The organism is Brevundimonas fontaquae, assembly GCF_017086445.1.
GTDB lineage: Bacteria > Pseudomonadota > Alphaproteobacteria > Caulobacterales > Caulobacteraceae > Brevundimonas > Brevundimonas fontaquae.
This window is the reverse complement of the sequence record NZ_CP070968.1, coordinates 1638316-1660443: the sequence shown is the minus strand read 5'-3', so window position 1 is coordinate 1660443 and position 22128 is coordinate 1638316. Positions and strand designations below refer to the sequence as shown.

Annotated in this window: 17 protein-coding genes; 7 read left to right on the top strand and 10 right to left on the bottom strand. The window is 64.4% G+C overall.

Annotated elements, in window-relative coordinates:
* Positions 1-16 precede the first annotated feature (16 nt).
* From JX001_RS08120 to JX001_RS08110, 3 genes are all read right to left on the bottom strand, one after another.
* Positions 17-1819 carry an IlvD/Edd family dehydratase gene (locus tag JX001_RS08120; protein ID WP_205680685.1) on the bottom strand — a complete coding sequence of 601 codons (1803 nt, stop codon included), beginning with the start codon at positions 1817-1819 and terminating at the stop codon, positions 17-19.
* Positions 1820-2569 carry an SDR family NAD(P)-dependent oxidoreductase gene (locus JX001_RS08115; protein ID WP_205680684.1) on the bottom strand — a complete coding sequence of 250 codons (750 nt, stop codon included), beginning with the start codon at positions 2567-2569 and terminating at the stop codon, positions 1820-1822.
* 99 nt (positions 2570-2668) lie between these two features.
* Positions 2669-3442: an IclR family transcriptional regulator gene (locus JX001_RS08110; RefSeq protein ID WP_205680683.1), complete on the bottom strand. Its 774-nt coding sequence runs from the start codon at positions 3440-3442 to the stop codon at positions 2669-2671.
* A gap of 188 nt (positions 3443-3630) precedes the next feature.
* On the opposite strand from JX001_RS08110, the gene JX001_RS08105 reads away from it, so the two are divergent.
* Genes JX001_RS08105 through JX001_RS08095 form a run of 3 tightly spaced genes read left to right on the top strand, consistent with a single transcriptional unit; the run spans position 3631 to position 6723 of the window.
* Positions 3631-5205: a sodium/sugar symporter gene (locus JX001_RS08105; protein ID WP_205680682.1), complete on the top strand. Its 1575-nt coding sequence runs from the start codon at positions 3631-3633 to the stop codon at positions 5203-5205.
* A gap of 1 nt (position 5206) precedes the next feature.
* Complete coding sequence (locus tag JX001_RS08100) at positions 5207-6097, top strand: 2-dehydro-3-deoxygalactonokinase (protein ID WP_241004578.1); 891 nt, start codon at positions 5207-5209, stop codon at positions 6095-6097.
* Positions 6094-6723, top strand: coding sequence for a 2-dehydro-3-deoxy-6-phosphogalactonate aldolase (locus tag JX001_RS08095; RefSeq protein ID WP_205680681.1), 630 nt, complete (start codon positions 6094-6096; stop codon positions 6721-6723). Before JX001_RS08100 ends, JX001_RS08095 begins: the two co-directional genes overlap by 4 nt.
* A gap of 124 nt (positions 6724-6847) precedes the next feature.
* Here the strand turns inward: JX001_RS08095 and JX001_RS08090 are convergent, their stop codons facing one another.
* A complete protein-coding gene (locus tag JX001_RS08090; protein ID WP_205680680.1) occupies positions 6848-9709 on the bottom strand; it encodes a TonB-dependent receptor in 2862 nt (953 codons plus the stop codon).
* A gap of 301 nt (positions 9710-10010) precedes the next feature.
* Here JX001_RS08090 and JX001_RS08085 point away from each other — a divergent pair, with 301 nt between their 5' ends.
* Positions 10011-11564 (top strand): carboxylesterase/lipase family protein, encoded by a 1554-nt coding sequence (locus JX001_RS08085; protein ID WP_205683011.1) that lies wholly within the window; start codon positions 10011-10013, stop codon positions 11562-11564.
* Here JX001_RS08085 and JX001_RS08080 read toward each other — a convergent pair.
* The 3 genes from JX001_RS08080 to JX001_RS08070 form a co-directional block, all read right to left on the bottom strand.
* Positions 11561-12550 (bottom strand): alpha/beta hydrolase, encoded by a 990-nt coding sequence (locus tag JX001_RS08080; RefSeq protein WP_241004807.1) that lies wholly within the window; start codon positions 12548-12550, stop codon positions 11561-11563. The two genes, JX001_RS08085 and JX001_RS08080, sit on opposite strands and share 4 nt — an antisense overlap.
* Before the next feature lie 93 nt (positions 12551-12643).
* Entirely contained in the window at positions 12644-13930 is a 1287-nt protein-coding gene (locus JX001_RS08075) for an MFS transporter (protein WP_205683010.1), read from the bottom strand.
* An 88-nt stretch (positions 13931-14018) separates the two neighbouring features.
* A complete protein-coding gene (locus tag JX001_RS08070) occupies positions 14019-14855 on the bottom strand; it encodes a 2-keto-4-pentenoate hydratase (protein ID WP_241004806.1) in 837 nt (278 codons plus the stop codon).
* Positions 14856-14990: 135 nt separating this feature from the next.
* Here JX001_RS08070 and JX001_RS08065 point away from each other — a divergent pair, with 135 nt between their 5' ends.
* Positions 14991-16040 carry a LacI family DNA-binding transcriptional regulator gene (locus JX001_RS08065; protein ID WP_205683009.1) on the top strand — a complete coding sequence of 350 codons (1050 nt, stop codon included), beginning with the start codon at positions 14991-14993 and terminating at the stop codon, positions 16038-16040.
* A gap of 38 nt (positions 16041-16078) precedes the next feature.
* Here the strand turns inward: JX001_RS08065 and JX001_RS08060 are convergent, their stop codons facing one another.
* Positions 16079-16741: an RpiB/LacA/LacB family sugar-phosphate isomerase gene (locus JX001_RS08060; protein WP_205683008.1), complete on the bottom strand. Its 663-nt coding sequence runs from the start codon at positions 16739-16741 to the stop codon at positions 16079-16081.
* A 142-nt stretch (positions 16742-16883) separates the two neighbouring features.
* On the opposite strand from JX001_RS08060, the gene kduD reads away from it, so the two are divergent.
* Together kduD and JX001_RS08050 are read left to right on the top strand one after the other, a co-directional pair.
* A complete protein-coding gene (gene kduD, locus JX001_RS08055; protein ID WP_205680835.1) occupies positions 16884-17642 on the top strand; it encodes a 2-dehydro-3-deoxy-D-gluconate 5-dehydrogenase KduD in 759 nt (252 codons plus the stop codon).
* 20 nt (positions 17643-17662) lie between these two features.
* Positions 17663-18721, top strand: a complete 1059-nt coding sequence (locus tag JX001_RS08050) for a sugar kinase (RefSeq protein WP_205683007.1) — start codon at positions 17663-17665, stop codon at positions 18719-18721.
* A 47-nt stretch (positions 18722-18768) separates the two neighbouring features.
* Here the strand turns inward: JX001_RS08050 and uxaC are convergent, their stop codons facing one another.
* A complete protein-coding gene (gene uxaC / locus JX001_RS08045) occupies positions 18769-20184 on the bottom strand; it encodes a glucuronate isomerase (protein ID WP_205683006.1) in 1416 nt (471 codons plus the stop codon).
* A 1331-nt stretch (positions 20185-21515) separates the two neighbouring features.
* The gene (locus JX001_RS16270) at positions 21516-21980 is read right to left on the bottom strand and encodes an acid phosphatase (RefSeq protein ID WP_241004805.1); all 465 of its coding nucleotides are present in this window, start codon (positions 21978-21980) and stop codon (positions 21516-21518) included.
* Positions 21981-22128: the final 148 nt, after the last annotated feature.

The window sequence follows — 22128 nt, the reverse complement described above, 5'->3', positions numbered from 1 at the left end:
GGCGGCGGCGGCTTGGTCAGTGATTATCGCGCGGCAGGCCGATCGTATCGACGATGCGGTGGTACTTCACGGCGGGCTCCAGCACGGCGCCGGTCTCAAGCTGGCCGACCGTTGCGCGCTGCATCTCCTGCCACGGGGTTTGTGACGCAGGGTATTTGTAGCCGCCTGCGGCCTCGAACGCCTGGCGACGCTGGGCCAGTTCCTCGTCCGAAATCAGGATGTCGGCCCTGCCGGTGTTCAGGTCGATACGCACCCGATCGCCGGTCTTCAGCAGGGCAATGTTGCCGCCCGCCGCCGCTTCCGGCGAGGCGTTTAGGATCGAGGGCGAGCCGGAGGTGCCGGACTGACGCCCGTCGCCGATGCAGGCCAGGGCGCTGACGCCCTTCTTAATCAGGTAGGCAGGCGGCCGCATGTTCACGACCTCGGCCGCGCCGGGGTAGCCGATGGGGCCGGCGCCGCGCATGAACAGCAGGGTCTGTTCGGTGATGCCCAGGCTCTCGTCGTCGATGCGGTGGTGATAGTCTTCGGGTCCGTCGAACACGACGGCCGGGCCTTCGAAGGCGTTCAGGTCGTCGGGATTGGACAGGTAGCGTTCGCGGAACTCAGGGCTGATCACGCTCAGCTTCATGATGGCCGAACTGAACAGATTGCCGGTGAAGACCACGAAGCCGGCATCGGTCTTCATCGGGGCGTGGAAGGTCTTGATGACGTCGGGCAGGACGATCTCGGCGTCCTTGCAGTTCTCGCCGATGGACTTGCCGGTGACGGTCAGGGCGTCCTCGTTGATCAGCCCGTGCTTCATCAGTTCGGACACGACGGCGGGCACGCCGCCCGCATGGAAATAGTCCTCGCCCAGATATTCGCCGGCGGGCTGGAGGTTGACCAGCAGCGGCACGTGCAGGCCTTCGGTCTGCCAGTCCTGCAACGGCACATCAACGTGGGCATGGCGGGCCAGAGCCGTCAGGTGGATCGGGGCGTTGGTCGAGCCGCCGATGGCGGAGTTGACGACGATGGCGTTGTGGAAGGCTTCCTTGGTCAGAATGTCCGACGGCTTCAGGTCCTCGTGCACCATCTCAACGATCCGCAGGCCGGTCTCATAGGCGACCTGGGCGCGCTCGCGATACGGGGCCGGGATGGCGGCCGAGCCGGGCAGCGACATGCCCAGCGCCTCGGCCAGCGAGTTCATCGTCGTCGCCGTGCCCATGGTGTTGCAATAGCCCACCGACGGCGCCGACGAGGCCACCAGTTCGATGAAGCCGTCATAGTCGATCTCTCCGGCCGCCATCATCTGACGCGCCTTCCAGATGATGGTGCCCGAACCGGTGCGTTCGCCCTTGTGCCAGCCGTTCAGCATCGGGCCGACCGACAGGGCGATGGCGGGGATGTCCACGGTGGCGGCGGCCATCAGGCAGGCGGGCGTGGTCTTGTCGCAGCCGATGGTCAGGACTACCCCGTCCAGCGGATAGCCGTACAGGCTTTCGACCAGACCCAGATAGGCCAGGTTGCGGTCCAGGCCCGCCGTCGGGCGCTTGCCGGTTTCCTGGATCGGATGGACCGGAAACTCCATGGCGATGCCGCCCGCCTCGCGGATGCCTTCGCGGACGCGCTCGGCCAGAACCAGATGGTGGCGGTTGCACGGCGACAGGTCCGAGCCGGTCTGGGCGATGCCGATGATCGGCTTGTCCGACTGCAACTCCCTGCGCGTCAGACCGTAGTTCAGATAGCGCTCAAGATAAAGCGCCGTCATATCCGGGTTTTCCGGATTGTCGAACCAGGCGCGGCTGCGGAGCGGCTTCTTGGGCTTTGAGGTGTCGGTCATTCAGGTCCAGCCGCCATCGACGACATAGTGTTGATTGGTGATCGCCCCCGCCTCGTCCGAGCACATGAAGACGACGACGCGGGCGATGTCGTCCGGCACGAGCCGGCGCTTGAGGCACTGGTTGGCGTAGATGTCTTTTTCGGTTTCCGGCGTGACCCAGAGCTCCAGCTGGCGCTCGGTCATGATCCAGCCGGGCGCGACGGCGTTCACACGAACGCCGAACGGGCCGAAGTCGCGCGCCAGCGAACGGGTCAGGCCGATGACGGCGGACTTGCAGGCCGTATAGGCGGCCATGCCCCCTTGGCCGATGACCCAGGAAGTCGACCCCAGATTGACGATGGCGCCCTTCCCCGTCGCCTGCATGTCCTGCAGCACCGCCTGGGCGGCGAAGAACTGGTGCTTCAGGTTCACCGCCATGCGGCCGTCCCAATAATCCTCGGTCACCTCCAGCGTGGCGTGGCGTTCGTCATGGGCGGCGTTGTTGACCAGAATGTCGATGGGGCCAAAGGCGTCACGCACCGCGGCGATGGCGGCCTTTAGCGCCGGGATGTCGGTCAGGTCGCAGGCGACGAATAGCGCGCCCTGCCCTAACTCGGCCTGGAGTTTGGCTCCGCGCGCCTTGTCGATGTCCAGAAAGCCGACCCGCGCGCCCTGGGCATGAAAGGCGCGGACGATGCTCTCGCCAATGCCGCCAGCGCCGCCGGTGACGACGACAGTCTTACCCTTCAGGTCGGAGTAGATGGCAGCCATGAACGTGGGCCTCCCCAGGCCGGAAAGACGTTTGCGCGGCCGAGGGCCTTTTCACAAATGAAACTTGTTGCCGTCAACAAAAAATAGACTGCATCTCAATCAAGCTTGGGAAACGGCGCTCATCTGATCCGAAATCACCTCTGCGGCTCGCGCCAGCAGCGCCGCCGCCTCGTCCTTGGTGCAGGTCAGCGGTGCCTGTTCGATGAATGGGGTGATCAGGGTGGCGATCACGCCGTCCGACCCCATCACCGGGGCCACAAGGTCGGTCACGCCCTTCACGAAGTCGCTGGCCCGCTCGACATAGGGGCCCTGGGTCATCGCCAGGGAACGCTCGACGAACGCCTCCACCGCCGGCTGGCCGAACTGGGCGGCCAAAGTGTCATGCAGTTGCTTTTGGGCCAGCGCGTTGGCCCGCGAATAGAACATCAGACCTGAAGTTGCGTGCAGGATGCTGCGCCGATAGCCGATGCGGACCGAATAGCCGAGGTCGCCAGGGCTCTCGATCCGGGCGATGACCACGATCTGGTCGCCGGACGGCACGACCAGATGGCAGGACTGCATCGTCGACGACGCCAGATCGCGCATCGCCGGCATGGCGACATCGACCAGTGACTTTATCGGCGCCTGAGTCATACCCAAGGTGAACAGCCGATTGGTTAGACGATAGCCTTCGGAGGACTGTTCGATATAGCCGCGAAACTCCAATACCTGGATCATGCGAAACAGTTCGCTGACCGAGCGCCCGAGGGTCACAGACATCTGAGACGGCGTCATAGCCTCGCCTTGGGACGAGAGCAGTTCCAGCACATCCAGACCCTTTTCCAGAGCCGGAGCGCGGTATTTGCGGTCGTCGGCGGCGTCTTGGTCGGTCATGAAGGTCCTCTGATGAGCGCCCCAAATAAGGGTGGCGCGCAGCACGGTGAAGCAATCGATGGCGATGACGTTACATTACTGCGGGTGAAATCTCTACGCACATATAAAAACACATTGCGACAATCTGACGCCTCGACTAGGGTTTGGTCCAGGCTCGGCTAAAGAGCTGCATTGGGGGGAAGTGCACCATGTCGCTCGCAGGCATCGATCTGGCGATTCTGGCGATCTACGCCATCTTCATCTTCGGTCTGGCCCAGTGGGTCTCGCGCAGCAAGGCGGGCGAGCAGAAGACCTCCACAGACTATTTCATGGCCTCCAAGAGCCTGCCCTGGTGGGCCATCGGCGCCTCCCTGATCGCGGCCAACATTTCGGCCGAGCAGATCATTGGCATGAGCGGCTCTGGCTATGTGATCGGCCTGGGCATCGCGTCGTATGAGTGGATGGCGGCGCTGACGCTGCTGATCGTGGGCAAGTTCTTCCTGCCGATCTTCCTGCGCAACGAGATCGTGACCATGCCGCAGTTCCTGCAGCAGCGGTACGGGCCGACGATCCGCAATGTGATGGCCGTCTTCTGGCTGCTGCTCTACGTCTTCGTGAACGTGACCTCGATCCTTTGGCTGGGCGCCATCGCCGTCCACACCGTCACCGGATTCAACCAGGACTACGCCATCGTCGCCATCGGCGTCTTCGCCCTGGCCTATCAGCTGTGGGGCGGGTTGAAGGCCGTGGCCCTGACCGACATCGTGCAGGTGGCCCTGCTGGTCTGCGGCGGCCTGATCATCGGCTTCATCGCCCTGTCGACGATCGGCGGCGCAGGCGGCGCGGCGGCGGGCTTCCATACCCTGATCACCCAGTTCCCGGACAAGTTCGACATGATCCTGTCCAAGGACAACCCCCACTATCAGGAGCTGCCGGGCATCGCCGTGCTGCTGGGCGGCCTGTGGGTCATGAACATCAGCTATTGGGGCTTCAACCAGTACATCATCCAGCGCGCCCTGGCCGCCAAGTCGCTGCCTGAAGCCCAGAAGGGCATCGCCTTCGCCGCCTATCTGAAACTGCTGATGCCGGTGATCGTGGTGCTGCCGGGCATGGCGGCGCTGATCCTGGCCCCCAATCTGTCGGCGCCGGATCAGGCCTATCCGACCATGATGAACCTGCTGCCGGTGGGTCTGAAGGGCCTGGTTTTCGCCGCCCTGATCGCCGCCATCATCGCCTCGCTGGCTTCCAAGGTGAACTCGATCTCGACCATCTTCACCTTGGACCTCTACGCCAAGATCAAGAAGGACACGCCCGAACATCAGTTGGTCACGGTCGGCCGTATCGCCGCCGTCGCCGCCGTCGTCATCGGCATCTTGACCGCCCGTCCGCTGCTGGGCGGGTTCGATCAGGCGTTCCAGTTCATCCAGGAGTTCACCGGCTTCTTCACCCCCGGCATCGTGGTCATCTTCATGCTGGGCCTATTCTGGAAGCGGGCCTCCGAAGCCGGCGCCCTGACCGCCGCCATCGGCTCCGTCGTCCTGTCGGCCATCTTCTGGTGGCTGCAGGAAACCGGTCAGTTCATCTTCCCCTTCATGAACCGGGTCGGCGTTGTCTTCGTCGTCTCGCTGATCGCAGCGGTGATCGTGTCCCTGCTAGTCCCGGCCAAGCCTGACGCCATGAAGATCAAGCTGGACAAGATCAGCTACAAGACCTCGCTGGGCTTCAACCTGGCGGCGGTCGGCGTGATCGCCTTCCTGATCCTGGTCTATACGATCTGGTGGTGAGGTGAGTTCAGCGAACGGACTGATCGGGGTCGATTGGGGCACCAGCAATCTTCGCGTCATGCGGATCGCTCAGGGTGGCGCGGTGCTGGACAGCCGTTCCGACGCGCGCGGCGCGGGCAGCTTGGCGCCGAACGAGTTCCACGGCGTGCTGACCGAGGTCGCGCGCGACTGGCTGGACGAAAGCCTGCCCGTCCTGGTCAGCGGCATGGCCGGGGCGCGGGGCCGGTGGCGTGAAATGGCATATCTGCCCTGCCCCGCCGGCGTCGCCGACTTGGCGACGGCCGTGGCCAGCCCGGACGACGCGCCCCACGTTTCCATCGTGCCCGGCGTCGCCGTGTTCGAGGACGGCCGCCTTCAGGACGTGATCCGCGGTGAGGAGACCCAGGTCTTCGGCCTGGACGCACCCGACGATGCGGTCGTGGTCGCCCCCGGCACCCACAGCAAATGGATCCGCACCGCTGGCGGACGGATCACCGATTTCCGAACCTTCATGACCGGCGAACTGTTCGCCGCCATCCGCAAGGGCACCATTCTGGGCGCCGAGATGGGCAAGCCGGGCGTGGACGACGAGGCCTTCGCCGCTGGTGTCCAGCGATCCCTGCGCGATCCCGCCGTCACCGCCGCCCTGTTTTCCGTGCGGGTCGAGGGTCTGGCCGGCCGCCTCTCGCCGACATCCTCGGCCGACTATCTGTCGGGCCTGTTGATCGGGGCCGAGGTCGCGGCCCAGGCCGACGCCAACCACCGCCCCGTCATCCTGATCGGCGCCGAGGCCCTGAGCCGCCGCTATGCCGCCGCTCTGGCGCAGGGCGGTTTCCAAGACGTCCGTATCGCGGACGGCGCCGCCGCCACGGCCAAGGGTCTGTGGCGCATTCACGAGACCGTATCCCAATGATTCCTGTTTCCATTGAAAGCTTGGACGCCCTGCCGCTGATCGCGATCCTGCGCGGCCTGAAACCGGACGAAGCGGTCGAGATCGGCGAGGCTATCGTCGCCGCCGGTTTCCGCTGCCTGGAAGTGCCGCTGAACTCGCCCGAGCCGCTGGAAAGCATCCGCCGCCTGCGCCAGGCCTTGGACGGCCGCGCCCTGGTCGGCGCCGGCACGGTGCTGAGCGTCGCGGCTACGCGAGAGGTGGCGGACGCCGGCGGTCAGCTGATCATCTCGCCCAACACCAACGTCGAGGTGATCGCCGAGACCAAGACCTTGGGCCTGCTGTCCCTGCCCGGCTTCTTCACTCCGTCCGAGGCCTTCGCCGCGCTAGACGCCGGCGCCGACGCCCTGAAACTCTTCCCCGCCGAAATCGCCGGACCCAAGGGGCTGAAAGCCGTCCGCGCCGTCCTGCCCCCCGAAACCCGTGTCTATCCAGTCGGCGGCGTCGATCCCGTCAGCATGGCCGTCTGGCGCTCCGCCGGCGCCTCCGGCTTCGGCATCGGCTCGGCCGTTTTCAAGCCCGGCCAGACCCCCGAACAGGTCGGACTTCAAGCCGCCAATTTTGTGACTGGGTGGCACGGCAGTCGATAGGCCCGCTAGCCGGACCAGTCAGCTGCCGCTGCCGCCTGCTCCCAACAACGCAACAGGAAGCAAATGAAGAAGGCGGCGCCGGATATACCGACGCCGCCTGCTCTACCCAGCCGATCTGTTGGGATCAGAAGCGATACCGCGCGCCGATATAAACCTGGCGGCCAGTGTGGTGATAGACATAGGTGCTGTCACGCGGCAGGCCGATGTCGCCGTGGTTCTGACGATTGGCTTCATCGGTCAGATTCAGCCCCTCGACCGAAACACTGAGGTTATCGGTCAGGTTATACGATGCTGAAGCGTCGATCGTCGTGGTTTCGGTCTTGCCCTGATAGGGGATCAGACCCGTCGCGCCGTTCGAACCCGGCACGTTCTGGAAATAGGTGTCGCGATAGGCCGCCGACACACGCGCATTGAACTTGCCGTCGTCATAATACAGCGTCGCGTTCCAGGCGTTTGGCGAAAGGTTGACCAGATCCGCTGTCACGAAGGCCGCGCAGGTCGCGGTGACGCAATACTGAATCTCGGATTCAACGTGCGTATAGTTCAGCTGCGTACCGATATTCGACAGCAGGCTGGGCAGGAAGGAGAAGGTCTGCTGATAGCTGATCTCGAAGCCTTTCAGCGGGCCGCCCGGCGTGTTGGTGGGCGTGCTGAACTGATAGATGTCGCCCGCAGGACGACCGCCCGCCGGGAAGGCCACAGGGTTCAAGGCCGTCAGTTGGCTGTAAGACAGCGGTTCGGTGGTCGTCTGCACGTAGGTCGAGATGTCCTTGTAGAAGTAGGCGAAGGACAGCAGAGCTTCAGGCGCGAAGTAATATTCAACCGACAGGTCGTAGGTCGTCGCCCGGTAGGGTTCCAGCTCGACATTGCCCAGCGAGGCCGTGTTCGTGGCCGCTCCGGCCGCGCTCAGCGTGAAGACTGGAACCAGACTGGTGACAGGCGGTCGCGCCATGACCTTGGCGGCGCCCAAACGCACGATCAAATCCTTCATCGGCTCGATCGAGACGTTTAGCGACGGCAGGGTGTCGTCATATTCGTTCTCGCCCCGGACCGGCGTCGCAACACCACCAACATTCGAATAACCCAAGGCGTCGACCTCGGTCTTGACCTGACGCACACCGACGTTGCCTCGGAAGGGCACACCCATGATTTCCGTGTCCCAGTCGGCCTGCACATAGGCGCCGGTGTCGGTCTCGGTCACGTCACGCCAGTTACCATAGGTGGACGGATTACCGTTCAGGCCGATCAGTCGGAAGTCACCGCCTGCTACGCCCGTGTCGCAGTTGCAGTTGTAGTTCCAGACTGTTTGCAACGCAGCCAGATCCGGCCGAACCCAGCTGGTCGCAGCGCCCGACGGCAGATCGAGATTGCGACCGAAGCCGCTCAGCAGATTGGTGACCGAAGCCATGCTCGTGCCGGCCGGCAGCGCTGGCGAACCGTTGGCGTTGTTCGGGCGCGCGAAGGCGCGGCTGCTCGACTCATATTCCTTACGGCTGACACCCGCTTTCAGTGTGAGCCAATCGCTTACGTCGAAGGCGAAGTTGGCCTCACCCGTCGTATAGACGTTTTCCTGGAAGTTCGAACTGATGCGCAGTTCCGAGCGGGGCTGGGCGCCGGTCGGGCCGACGACGCTCCACTGCGTGGGGTCGGCGACGTTGAAGCCCCAGTTGATCGCCGGCAGATTGCGGTTCTGACGGAAATCATAGGAATAGCCGTCGACGTTCTGTCGATCGATGATGGCGCTGACCTGGACCGGGTTGGCGAAGCTGGATTCCGCGCGACCGATCAGGCCGTCGAACCGCAGCCGATCCGAAAACTCGTGCTCGACCCCGAAGGTCATCTGCTTGAATTCGGTTTCCAGCTCGTCAAACCGCTGCTCGCTGCGGATGTCCATGTCGTCGAGTTGGGCATAGATCATCTCGCCAGTGTCGGGATCGATCTCAAAGCTCATGATGTCGACCTGCGGCTTGCCGCCCTGATCGGCGCCACGGCTGAGCGACCACGCTTGCAGGAAGTTTTCGCTGCGGGTCGAATCCAGCTTCGAGTACAGCATGTCCATCGTGAACAGGGTCGGACCATTGCCGGGCCGGGCTTGCACCGACAGCGTCGCGCCCAGACGTTCCTGGCTGTGCTCCAGGCTGCCATAGCGCGGGATGCGAGGGTGGTAGGTGCGCGCGGCGTTCGGCAGGACAGCGCCATTCTGGAAGCCGCCGTCGGCGCTGGCAGGTCCCCATCGCACCGAGCTGAAACCCTCCTCCAGACTGTCGCGCTCGCTGTAGGCGATCGAGAACAGAGCGCCGATCTGGTCATCCGCCCAGGTGTTCGAAATCAGACCGGCGAACCGCGGGCTCCAGTCCTGCGATAAGTCGTTGTAGCCATACTGGCCCGACAGCGCGCCTTGGAAGCCCATCTTGTCGAACGGACGGCTGGTGCGCAGATCGACGGTCGCCCCAAGCGAGCCCTCTTCGGTTTCGGCCGAGGCGGTCTTGCGCACCGTGATATTGTTGAACAGCTCGGAGGCGAAGACGTTGAAGTCGAAGCCACGGCCGCGATTCACGCCGCCCGAAGAATCGGTGGCGCCGGTCGAAGCCTGGGCCTCGATGCCGTTGATCCGTGTGCGGGTGAATTCCGAGCTGAGCCCGCGGACGGTTATCGACCGCCCCTCGCCCGCATCGCGGTCAATGGAGACGCCGGGAATGCGCTGGATCGACTCGGCCAGATTGGTGTCGGGGAAATCCGCAATGTCCTCGGCCGAGATGGCGTCGACGACGCCCGCCTCGCGCCGTTTGATATTCAAGGAATTCTGCAGGCTGGCCCGGAAACCCGTCACGACGATGTCGTCGACTTCGGCGGCGTCATTCGTTTGGGGTGCAGGGGCTTCGGCTATCTGGGCAGCCGCGTCATGCGCCGCCATGGCAAGCGCAAGCGCGCCTAGCGAAGCGGTGGCGACCAGCGCATGCCGCGCAAATTTATGGCGTTGGATCATTCTCTTGTCTCCTCCCAAGTTCTGCGCTTCGAGGATCAAGACGCCCTCGTTGACGCCTCCCGCTGCTGACGGGAGACACCGGTGTCAAATGCATCTAACCCTGCGTCTGCTACCGGTGTCATAAATGTTTAGGCACAGATGGCCTCATGTGGCAAGAAGATGAAGACTTGAGCTCTCCATTTGTAATCTGGCGGCGCCCGAGGGTCTGAATGATCAGCGAGTTGGAAGTGACAATGGCGTACGGCGGCATGATGCCGGATCAGGCAAACGATGTTCGGCAGCAGGGGAAGGACACAATTCGATGATCAGCCGACGGACAGTCTTTGCTGCAGGTTTGACGGCTGCAGCCCTGCCCTCGCTGGCGCTAGCCAGTTCGCGAGAACCTCAAGTCATGACGCAGAGGGGGCCCGTCATCGGCCTTCGACGCGATGGCGTAAGCGCTTTCAAAGGGGTGCGGTATGGAGCACCGACGCGGCGGTTCCAGCCGCCAGAGACACCCACGCCATGGCGTGATCCCGTTCGCGCGACGGCTTATGGCGCGGCCAGTCCGCAGCGCGGCGATGAGGCGAATCAAAGCGAAGACTGCCTGTTCCTGAACGTCTGGACGCCGGGGACCGACGCGGGTCGGCGGCCGGTGATGGTCTATATCCACGGCGGCGCCTATTCGAGCGGATCGGGATCGGACCCGCTGTACGACGGCACACGCCTGGCGGCGCGGGGCGATGTCGTGGTGGTGACGCTGAATCACCGGCTAAACGTTTTCGGCTATGCCTATCTGGCGCGACTGGCGTCGGGGTTCGAAGATTCGGGCAACGTCGGCCAGCTGGATCTGATCCTGGCGCTGCAGTGGGTGCGGGACAATATTGCGGCGTTCGGCGGCGATCCGTCCAGGGTGATGCTGTTCGGTCAATCCGGCGGAGGCGCCAAGATCGCCACCCTGATGGCGACGCCGGCGGCGCGAGGTCTGTTCCATCGCGCCGCGACCATGAGCGGTCAGCAGGTGACGGCGTCCGGGCCGATCAACGCCACGACGCGGACGACGGCCTGGCTGAAGGCGCTGGGCCTGACGCCGGATCGGGCGGCCGAGGCGGCGACGATGCCGGTGGAGCGACTGCTCGAAGCGCAAAGCGCCGAGGATCCGATCCTGGGCTTTGGCGGCCTGTATTTCGGGCCGGTGCTGGATTTCCGTACCCTGCCCCGCCACCCCTTCTATCCCGACGCAGCGCCGCTGGGCAGGTCAATTCCCATGATCATCGGCAACACGCGCGAAGAGACCTTGGGCTTCATGGGCAACGATCCCAAGAATGTCGGCCTGACGTGGGAGACCCTGAAGACACGACTGTCGCCCGGCGTCATGCGGATCGACATCACGCCCGAAGCCGTGATCGCCGGCTATCGCGCCATGCATCCCGAATGGTCGCCCGACCAAGTGCTGATCGCTGCTACGACAGCGGGGCGGTCATGGCGCGGCGCGGTGATCGAGGCCGAGGAGCGGGCCAAGGCCGGCGCACCCGCCTGGGTCTATCAACTCGACTTCCCTGGAGAGTTGGCCTCGGGTCGCAAGGGCGCCTTCCATACCGCCGACATCCCATTGGTGTTCGACAATGTCGAGGCGACAGGCTCGCGGACGCGTGGGCCGGGCGCGCAGGCGCTGGCAGATCGCATGAGCGACGCCTTCATAGCCCTGGCCCGCGACGGCGATCCGAATCATGCCGGACTGCCGCGCTGGGACCGATATGAGTTGCCACGCCGTCAGACGATGCTGATGGATGTGCAGCCGCAGATGGTCGATGATCCGCGTGGCGACGAGCGGGCCTTCTTCTCGGCCATTCCGTATATCCAGCCGGGAACCTAGAGCGGAAAATCCAGCCGGGCGGCCCAGGCGCGAACCAGATCGGGCCAGACCTGGGCGGGCTTGCCCTGGATCAGGCGGACGCCGAAACCGTGGCCGCCTTCCTGGAACAGATGCGCCTCGGTCGGTACAGCGGCGGCTTTGAGCGTGGTCAGCAGTTGGAGGCTGTTCTCCACCGGCACGGACGCGTCGTCCATCGCGTGCAGCAGGAAGACGGGCGCTGCATTGCGCCACTCCATCTGCTCCAGAGAATAGGCCGCGATCCGCTCGGCCGACGGCGTCTCGCCTAACAGATGGGTCCGCGATCCGGCGTGGGCATACGGGTACGCCATGGTCGCCACCGGATACATCAAAACGGTCAAATCCGGTCGCAAGGATGCGCCGTCAGCCGCGTCGACCGGTTCGTAGGTCGCATCCGTCCGTGCGCTGGCCAGACCCGCCAGATGGCCGCCGGCGGACGCGCCCAGCACGACGATCTTTTTCGGATCCACGCCATAGTCGGCGGCGTGGCTGCGGATCACGCGGATCGCGCGCTGGGCGTCCTGAAGGGGTGCGTCGGCGCCCGCCGCCCAGCCGTCGGCCGGCAGGCGATAGCGAAGGACGAAACAGGTCGTGCCGCTGGCCGCGAAGACGCGCGCGACGTCATACCCCTCCTTGTCCAGCACAGCCCAGCGATAGCCGCCACCGGGGATCAGCAGCATCGCCGAACCGTTCGACCGCTCGGGGCGAAAGACGGTCAGGATGGGGTCGGTCGTGTATTGGGCGTAGCGGTCGTGGAAAGCGGGATCGGTCGAGCGTTCTGGCACGACCGGCGTGACGGTCACACCCTGCCCGCCCGGCGCGCCGTTGGGCCATAGGCGGATGATCTCGACTGGATCGGGCGGAGCGACGCGGCCGCCGTCCGCCACTGTCTGCGCCCGCGCGCTCGAAGCGCCAACCACGGCCCCCACCGCCAGACATAAAAGCGTCCTTCGTTCCACATCCATCATCGTTCTCGCTTCCTGAAAAGACGACGGCCGGACGATCGCTCGCCCGGCCGCAATCCTTGCTGACGTCGCGGCGCTAAGCCACGCAACCGTTGGTCAGACCTTGGCCAGTTCGTATTTCGGCGTGATCAGGTGAATGACCAGAAGCGCGATCAGATAGGCCGAGGCCGCCACGATGAAGATGGGCGTATAGGTGCCGATCTTCTCCAGAACGTAGCCGGCGTATTTCGCCATAGCCATGCCGCCGATGGCGCCCAGCATGCCGCCGATGCCGACGACCGATCCCACCGCCGAGCGCGGGAAGACGTCGCCTGGAAGCGCATAGAGATTGGCCGAGAAGCCCTGGTGCGCGGCCGTCGCCAGTCCGATGACGCCTACCGCGACCCAAAGGTTTGACGCCTCGGCCGCGAAGGCCACCGGCACGGCGCACAGGGCGCAGATCAACATGGTGATCTTGCGGGCCTTATTGATTGTCATGCCCCTATGCATGAAGCGCGACGACAGCCAGCCCCCGCCAACCGACCCGATGTCGGACAACAGATAGATTGCGACAAGCGGCGGGCCGAAGGTCTTCAGGTCGAGCCCATAGGTCTTGCCCAGGAAGTCCGGCAGCCAGAATAGGAACATCCACCAGATCGGATCGATCAGGAACTTGCCCAGAGCATAGGCCCAGGTTTCCTTGACCGTCAGCAGTTTGGTCCATTTGACCTTTTCGACAACGTCGGCCGGATCCTGCTCGATATAGGCCAGCTCGGTCGCGGACAGCGTCTTCTGCTCGCGAGGCTTGCGATAGATCAGCAGCCAGATCGGCAGCCAGATCAGGCCCAAGGCCCCGGTGATGACAAAGGCCATCTGCCAGCCGAACGCCAGCACGAGGCCCGGAACGATCAGAGGGGTGACGATGGCGCCGATATTGGTGCCGGCGTTAAAGAGGCCGGTAGCGAACGCGCGTTCCTTTTTGGGGAACCACTCCGCGACCGCCTTGATCCCGCCGGGGAAGCCGCCGGCCTCACCGACGCCCAGCACCATCCGCGCCATCATGAAGTGCGACAGATCTCGCGCCGCACCGTGCAGGATATGGCCGATCTGCCAGATGCCGAAGGCGATCCCAAGGCCCCAGCGAGCGCCGACCCGGTCCATGATCCGGCCCCACAACAGGTAGGCCACGGCATAGGACGCCTGGAACCAGAAGACGATGTCGGCATAGTCCGTCTCGGACCAACCGAACTCGGCTGACAGTGTCGGCTTGAGGAAGCCGATCATCTGACGATCGACGTAGTTGATGACCATGGCCGCGAACAGCAGCCACATGATGATCCAGCGATACTTGCCGGGAGATGGCGCCTTGATCTGGATCGGCGGCGCGACGGAGGCGTCTGACATGGTTATGAAAACCCGTTCCTGAATATTCCTCGACACGTCCCTGCTCTTTTCCGTCCCTGAACGGCGGCGGGGTGGGCGTCCGATGATGTTACTGGGCTTCGGCCCTGACGACCGAACAGTGAAGTTCTGCGATACCCTTGAAGATGCACACGGCCTCGTCGCCCGCGTGGACACGGTGGACGCCGGTGACGGCGCCGGTCGAAACCAGCGTGCCCGCCTTCAGCGGACGACCCCAGCGCGCGCAATGTTCAAGCAGAAATCGCACGGATTCCATCGCTCCGCCCGCGAGGGACTGCGCTCCGCCCGTGCCGACGCTGGCGCCATTGATCACCGTCTCGACCGCGATGTCGTCCAGACGCTCGCACCAGTTCTTGACCTCGGGACCGATCATTAGTCCGCCATTGTTGCCGAAATCGGAGGCGACCACGGCCGAACCCAGGTCGTTGATCGTTGAAAGCGGACTACCGGCCAGTTCCACGCCAATGAACACCTTGTCCACGACACCCATTGCTTCCTCGATGGTCCAGTCGGTCTTGGCGGGATCGGCGTCAGCGCCGATCCGAGCAATGAACTCGGCTTCCACCGCTGCAAACCCGCCATCGATTTCGGGCAAAGGAACGACCGTGTCGCCGGGCGCCGGCCAGACGTTGCGCGCGAAAATGGCGCCGGCCAGACGGTGGATACCCAGCTTCGGCTGCTGCTCCGGGGGGACACCGCCCACCTTCCAGCCCACGACCTCATCGGGAAACAGACCGATCGCGACGTCCTGAATGGCGTAGGATTCGGCCATGCTCTGAGGGATCACGCCCGGATAGTCTGGCGTGTTGCGCGCCGCCAGACGCGCGGCGACGAACTGCTGTGCGATCGCCGCCGGGTCGGCCGACAGCGCGTCGTCCTGGCTCGCAAGTGAGGGGGTCGAAGTCAAAGGTGTCGCCTCGTGAATAGGCTCCGATAAGAGCGACGAAGGAAACCGGTGTCAATGCGCTTTAGCTGAGCCCCATGGCGTCGGCCGCGAGTCGCGGCTATGCCTTCAAGCTGCACATAGGGAAGGAGCCGAACCTTGGCTCAAGACGATCCGCGATCCGGCAAGCCGGGCAAGCGGGCAACCATCAACGACGTCGCCCGTGAGGCGCAGGTCTCCAAGAAGACCGTCTCGAGGGTCATCAATCAGTCGCCGTTCGTCAAGGAAGACACGCGCGAAAAGGTCAACGCCGTTATCAAGGCTCTGGGGTTCACGCCCGATCCACAGGCGCGCGGCCTGGCGTTTCGACGCTCGTTCTTGGTCGGTCTGATCTACGACAACCCCAGCCCGACCTATGTCGTGAATATGCAGCAAGGCGTGCTGGATGCGCTGAAGGGGTCCGGCCTGGAACTGGTCGTCCACCCTTGCAATCGCAACTCCCCTACGCTGCTGGAAGACATCAGGGGTTTCGTCGAGCGCCAACGTCTGTACGGCGTCATCATGCCGCCTTCGGTGTCCGAGGACGAACAGGTCATCGACCTGCTTCGCGATCTCGACTGCCCCTATGTCCGCATCGCCTCGGTGGCGTTGGACGAGCCCCAAACGATGGTGGTCACCAATGACTGGATCGGCGCGGCTGAGGCGGCGGCGCATCTGGCCCACCTGGGACACAGACGAATCGGTCTGGTGCGCGGGCCGGACCTGTTCCGGTCGTCGGCAGTGCGGGGCAAGGGGTTCCTGGACGCTCTGGCCGAGCGCGGCATCCCGCTGGACCCGGCTTACGATTTCAAAGGCGCCTACACGTTCGAATCCGGTGTGCAGGCGGGCCACGCCCTCTTGGCGCTGGAAACGCCGCCGACCGCCATCTTCACCCTCAACGATGACATGGCCATCGGGGTGATGCAGGCGGCGCGAGATCGCGGCCTGGAACTGCCGCGCGACCTGTCCGTCGTCGGCTTCGATGATTTGCCGATGGCGGCGCGGGTTTGGCCCAACCTCACCTCGGTGCGCCTGCCGATCCGAGACATGGGACGGATGGCGGCTGAAAAGCTGCTGGCGCCGATGCGCGGCGTCGATCCGGCCAAGATGCAGCAGCCCGAAGTTCGACCGGCCCTGGTGGTGCGCAAGTCGGCAATCCCGGCAGCCTGAGTTGGGTCGGCGCGTGATCGCGCGCCGACCTCTCTGCCTCAGGCCGTCTCGAGCGCAGGCTTGGCGGCGAGAACGCCCTTCAGATAGTCGCGAATGCCCTCGTCCGTAGCGTTGGCGAAGAAGTAGTCTTCGAACTTCTCGCCGGCGATGGCGGCCTTCAGCAGGTCCTGATCCATCGTCTTCAGAACCGTCAGCATGTCGTGGCAGGTCACGGCCTTCAGGTCGCTGAGTACGCCGCGGTTCTTGCGCATGATCTCGGCGCGCTCCTTGGGGTAGCCCAGGCCGCGCTCGCCTTCGAACAGCTTGCGATAGACGTCCTGCAAATTCAGTTCTGCAGCCCAGCCGAAGCCCTTGGCATAAGGCATCGAGATGGCGTTGCCGTCGTTGATCTGGCCGAACAGGAAGGCGTCGGTCGGGTCGATCACCAGACCGCAGAAGACGCCAGGCATGCTGTTGCAGGCCAGCATCGAGCCCATGCCGGTTCCGCACCCGGTGACGACGAAATCGGCCGCGCCGGAGTTCAACAGAATGCCGGTCAGCAAGCCGTTCATGACGTAGGTCAGCGAGGCCTTATCGTCGGCCGCGTACATCCCATAGTGGAAAACTTCATGGCCCAGCGGTTCGGCGACGGCGGTCAGTGCGGCATGCACCGTCTCGCTTTTGGCGGCCTGGCTGTTTTCGATGATGAGAGCGATCTTCATGGGGGATCCTTGATCAGACGGACGGCGACGCCAACCGATTTTGGTTATGGCCTAGCCCTTTGCGTCAGTATATGACACCGGTTACCAATTGAGACAAGCTGAGCCTGACACGGGGTTCGAGATAGGCTGGAGAGGAAACATCATGAGCAATCCGTTCGACCTGACCGGCAAGGTCGCCTTGGTCACCGGCGGCAATGTGGGTCTGGGTCAAGGCATCGCCTTGGCTCTGGCCGAAGCGGGCGCCGACATCGTCTCGGTCGCCCTGTCGGAGTCCGACGAAACGGTCGCCAAGGTCCAGGCGATGGGCCGCCGCGCCCACGCCATCAGCGCCGACCTGACCTCGATCGAGCCGGTCGGACGCGTGGTTCAGGAAGCCCTGGCCGCCATGGGCCGGATCGACATCCTGGTGAACAACGCCGGCCTGATCCGCCGCGCCGACGCGGTGGACTTCACCGAGGCCGACTGGGACCTCGTAATGAACATCAATCTGAAGACCGTCTTCTTCATGAGCCAGGCGGTGGCGCGCCTGTTCATCCAACAGGGCGACGGCGGCAAGATCATCAACATCGCCTCCATGCTGTCCTTCCAGGGCGGCATCCGCGTGCCTTCCTACACCGCGTCCAAGTCTGGCGTGGCCGGCTTGACCAAGCTGATGGCCAACGAGTGGGCGCCCCACGGCATCACCGCCAACGCCATCGCCCCCGGCTATTTCGCCACCGCCAACACCCAGGCCTTGCGCGAGGACCCGGTCCGTTCGGCCGAGATTCTGGGCCGCATCCCCGCCGGTCGCTGGGGCGAGCCGTCGGACCTGGGCGGCGCGGCCGTTTTCCTGGCCAGCCGGGCCTCGGACTATGTCCAGGGCGCCATCCTGCCGGTCGACGGCGGCTGGCAGGCGCGCTGATACCAGACTAGCGTTCCGACATGACCAACACCGCCTCGGGCTCTATGGCCGCCTCTCGCACCATCCTCTGCTTCGGCGAGATGTTGCTGCGGTTTTCGCCCAACCACAACGAACTGCTGATGCAGTCCCCTGCCCTGACCGTGCGTCCGGGCGGGGCCGAGGCCAATGTCGCCGTGTCCCTGGCCCGCTTCGGCGCGCCGACCGTTATGGCGACGGTCCTGGCCGACAATGCGCTGGGCCGCGGCGTGCGTGACGAAGTGCGCAAGCACGGGGTCGACACCGCTCAGGTCGTCTTCAAACCCGGCCGCATGGGTCTGTATTTCCTGACGCCGGGTGCTGTTCGTCGTCCGTCGGAAGTCCTCTACGATCGCGCCGGTTCGGCCTTTGTCGAACATGTCGATACGGCCTTCGACTGGGACCAACTTCTGGACGGCGTCGAATGGCTGCACGCCTCGGGCGTGACGCCGGCGACGGGGCCGAACGGCTCGGCCGCCGCTGTCGCCCTCATCGAGGCCGCCGTTAGGAAAGGCGTGAAGATCAGCTACGACGGCAACTTCCGCGGCAAGTTGTGGGAGCAGTGGGATGGCGATCCGCCGACCACGCTTGGCAAGATGCTGGCCGGCGCCACGGTCGCCTTCGCCGACGACCGGGACTTCGCCCTGGTGCTGAAGACCAAGTTCGACGATCCCGATCCGACCGTACGTCGTCGCCAGGCCGCCGCCGACGCCTTCGCCGCCTTCCCTCGCCTGCAACGCATCGCCTGTACGCTGCGGATTCAGGACAGCGTCGCCGACCAGGCCTTGTCGGCTGTCATGCTGACGCGGAACGGCGACGACGTGATCGAGACCAAAGCCGAGGCCATTCACATGGCCGGGGTCGTCGACCGGGTCGGCGGCGGCGACGCCTTCGCCTCCGGCGTCCTGTTCGGGCTGTGGAGCGGATGGTCGGATCAAGAAGCTCTGGATTTCGGCCTCGCTGCCGCCGGCCTGAAACACTCCGTGCCCGGCGACTTCAACCTGTTCACCGCCGACGACGTGCGCGCCGCCATGGGCGACGGCGGGTTCGATATCCGGCGCTAAGGGCGACGGCCGATTCCTCGGGACATAAGCGGTCCCCGCCTCTCGACTCACAGCTTGTAGGCCGCCTTGACCAGGCCGTAGGTCAGGGCGTGGGCCAACTCGTGCGCCTCGTCCTCCTCCATCCGGCGCTCGACGACCAGCTTGGCTAGGAAGCCGCAGTCCATGCGCCGCGCCACATCGTGACGCGCCGGAATGGACAGGAAGGCGCGGGTGTCGTCGTTGAAGCCGACGGTATTGTAGAAGCCAGCCGTCTCTGTGACCTGTTCACGGAACCGGCGCATGCCTTCTGGGCTGTCGTGGAACCACCAGCTCGGCCCCAGCTTCAGCGCCGGATAGTGGCCAGCCAACGGCGCCAGTTCACGGCTGTAGGCGGTCTCGTCCAGGGTGAAGAGGATCAGGGTCAGACGCGTGTCCGACCCAAACCGATCCAGCAGCGGCTTCAGCGCCCGGACGTAATCCGTCTGGGTCGGGATATCGCAGCCCTTGTCACGGCCGAAACGGTTGAAGACGGTGGCGGAATGGTTGCGGAACGATCCGGGGTGAAGCTGCATGACCAGCCCGTCCTCGACCGACATGGCGGCCATCTCGGTCAGCATCTGGCCGCGGAACAGTTCAGCATCGGCGGCCGAGGCCGGGGCGGTCGAGACCCGCTTGAACAGGGCCTCGGCATCCGCCTTAGAGAGGTCAGCGGTGAAGGCCGTTGGATGGCCGTGATCGGTCGAGGTGGCGCCCATCTCGATGAAGAAGGCCCGGCGGTCACGCAGGGCCTGCAGATAGCCCTCCCACGACAGGGTTTCGCGGCCGGTCTGATCGGCCAGGACCTTCAGATTGTCGCGGAAGCCCTCATAGTCGGGATCCAGCACCGGGTCGGGGCGATAGGCGGTCAGCACCCTGCCCTTCCAGCCCGAGGCCGCAATGGTCTTGTGGTGATCCAGCGTGTCGAGCGGGCTCTCGGTCGTGGTCAGGACTTCGATGTTGTAGCGGTCAAACAGGGCGCGCGGCTTGAAGGCCTCAGTCTTTAGCGCTGTGTCGATGACGTCGTAATAGTGATCGGCCGTCTCGGCCGACAGGCGCACATCCATGCCGAAGGCCTCGGCATAGACCCAGTCGTGCCACATGCGCGAAGGCGTCCCCCGGAACAGGTGATAGTTCTCGGCGAAGCGCCGCCAGATCTTGCGCGGATCGGTCTCGACCGGCCCGCCATCGGCGCGCGGCACGCCCAACTCCTCCATCGCCATGCCCTGCGAGTGCAGCATCCGGAAGACGTAGTGGTCGGGCGTGATTAGCAGCTCGGCCGGATTGGCGAACGGTTCGTTCAGCGCGAACCAGCTTGGGTCCGTATGGCCGTGCGGGCTGATGATCGGCAGCCCCTTGATCTCGGCATAGAGGCGACGGGCGATGGCCCGGGTGTCGGCGTCGGCCGGAAACAGGCGATCAGGATTGAGCTTGAACGGATGAGCCATTACGCGCCTAGAATTGGTCTTACCATTTATAGCGTGTAGGTCGACTGAGGTCTGAGCTCAACTGGAATTTGCTTAATCTTGCAGAGGAGACTGTCACTCGCATTTCCAAATCGAGCTACAACTCTAATTTGAGTCATGAACGTCGGTCGAATCACAAGGTCTGAGAACTAGCACAAGCAGATATCGCTTCCGTTCCGAGACGCATACGTTCGCTGTCATCTTCCCAGGCTAGGTTGCAATCTCTGCTTACTGATGGGCCCGTTACTAATGATTAAATTGCGTTACGCGGCAGACGCCGTGACGCTCGCCTCGAAACGGGGATCGACATATTCAAGCGAACCGTACTGCAGCTTCCGTTCATCACGGCCATCCCTGCAACGGCTCTCGCTCAGGCGGCGCCTGCGCGATAAACTTTTGAGAGCGGCCTCTGCGCTGTCGAGGTTGCGCAAGATGAGAAGATCGAATGCGGAACGCTCAGCGTCCCCGAACCGGGCCACCGCCGCCAGCCGTCTAATCCGGCTGCAGGTGATGATCTTCCCCAGTCGGTCGTCCAAACCCGTCGCTGATCCCGTCGTTCTTGACCGACGGCCCAAGAAACAGCGCTCTGAGGGGACAACGGTCGAGACGGAACAAACCCTTCCTTGAACAGCGCGATCAGGTGTTTCTAGAGCCACGGGGGGCTCGGTTGTCCACCCCAGCGCTAGATTGCCCGCAGATCATCGAGGCGAAACATGAGATCGCGGTGGCGCGGCTGAGGGCGAAGGCGGCGGGTGCCGGGCTGGCTGCGGCCGCTGCGACCTGTCGATCGCGACACGTCGTCGCTCGTGCGGATCTTGACGGCTGCACTTCCGCGGAGGCTGCGGACGATATCAACGACCTCCTCGTCGCTCTGGGCTACCCGCATTTCAACCTCTAAGCCCTGTCTTACGGAACGTGTTTAACCCTGACATTGGCGCGTCGTCATCCCACGTCAGTCAGGGCGATGGTCCTCGACTCCGCCTTGCCACTGGAAGTCGGCTAAAAGGCCATCGCCAACACATGGCGCGCCTTGAACGCCGACTTCGACGGCTGCGCTATCGACTCATCCTGCGCCGCAAAGTGGCCGGACGCTAGGAGACGATATTGGATCGCGGCTCAGGACCGTTCCAGTTCGCGGATTGCTGGGGTGATGAGCGTCGACGGCTTGGATGCCGAGCGCGCAGGACCGTTCCTTCCGCAGCGGCGCGCGCGTCCCCTCATCGCTGTGGTCAGATCGACGGGGAGCGCGATCCCTCGCCTAACAGCCTAGCTAGGCAAGGTCGGTGCGCGCCAATCAACCTGACAACGCGACTTCATCTTGCCAGCCTTCTCTCGCGAGCCAGTTCCAGGCGCGCCGTAGCGAAGTCCACCTGGAACGTCGGGTTCGCCTTTAGGGCGGCGAACAGAGCCGCACCGACGATGCGGCCGGCTTCGACGTCGCTGGCGTAATGGACGCCGCAGATCGCGCGGCTGTCGCCATAGGCCAGGCCGCGCGCCAGGATCTGGTCGGCGCGGTCCGGCGCCATTTCCGACAGGACCAGCGCCCAGGCCCAGCCCATGGCCGAATGGCCGGAAGGGTAGGAGCCGCTGGCCGCCAGCCACGGCTCGGGCGTGAAACAGGTCTCGGCCGGCTCGGCCACGAAGGGACGCGCACGGGTGAAGCCGCGCTTGGCCGGGGTCTGGATCGTCTCCAGGTCGCCGAGCATCCGCCCCAGCAGCCGTGTCAGGGTCGGCATCCGTTCGGGGACGAAGGCGACGCCCAGCGCCTGGTCGAACACCCGCGGCGCGGACGGGGTCTCGATCTCGTTGTCGGCGCGCGCCTGGTCCCATCGGGCCGTGGCCTTCAGCGCGCGGGTGGCGCGATAATAGGCCAGGTCGTCCTGCGCCCTCAGCGATCCGGCCTCGGGCGGCGGCGGCAGGAAGGTG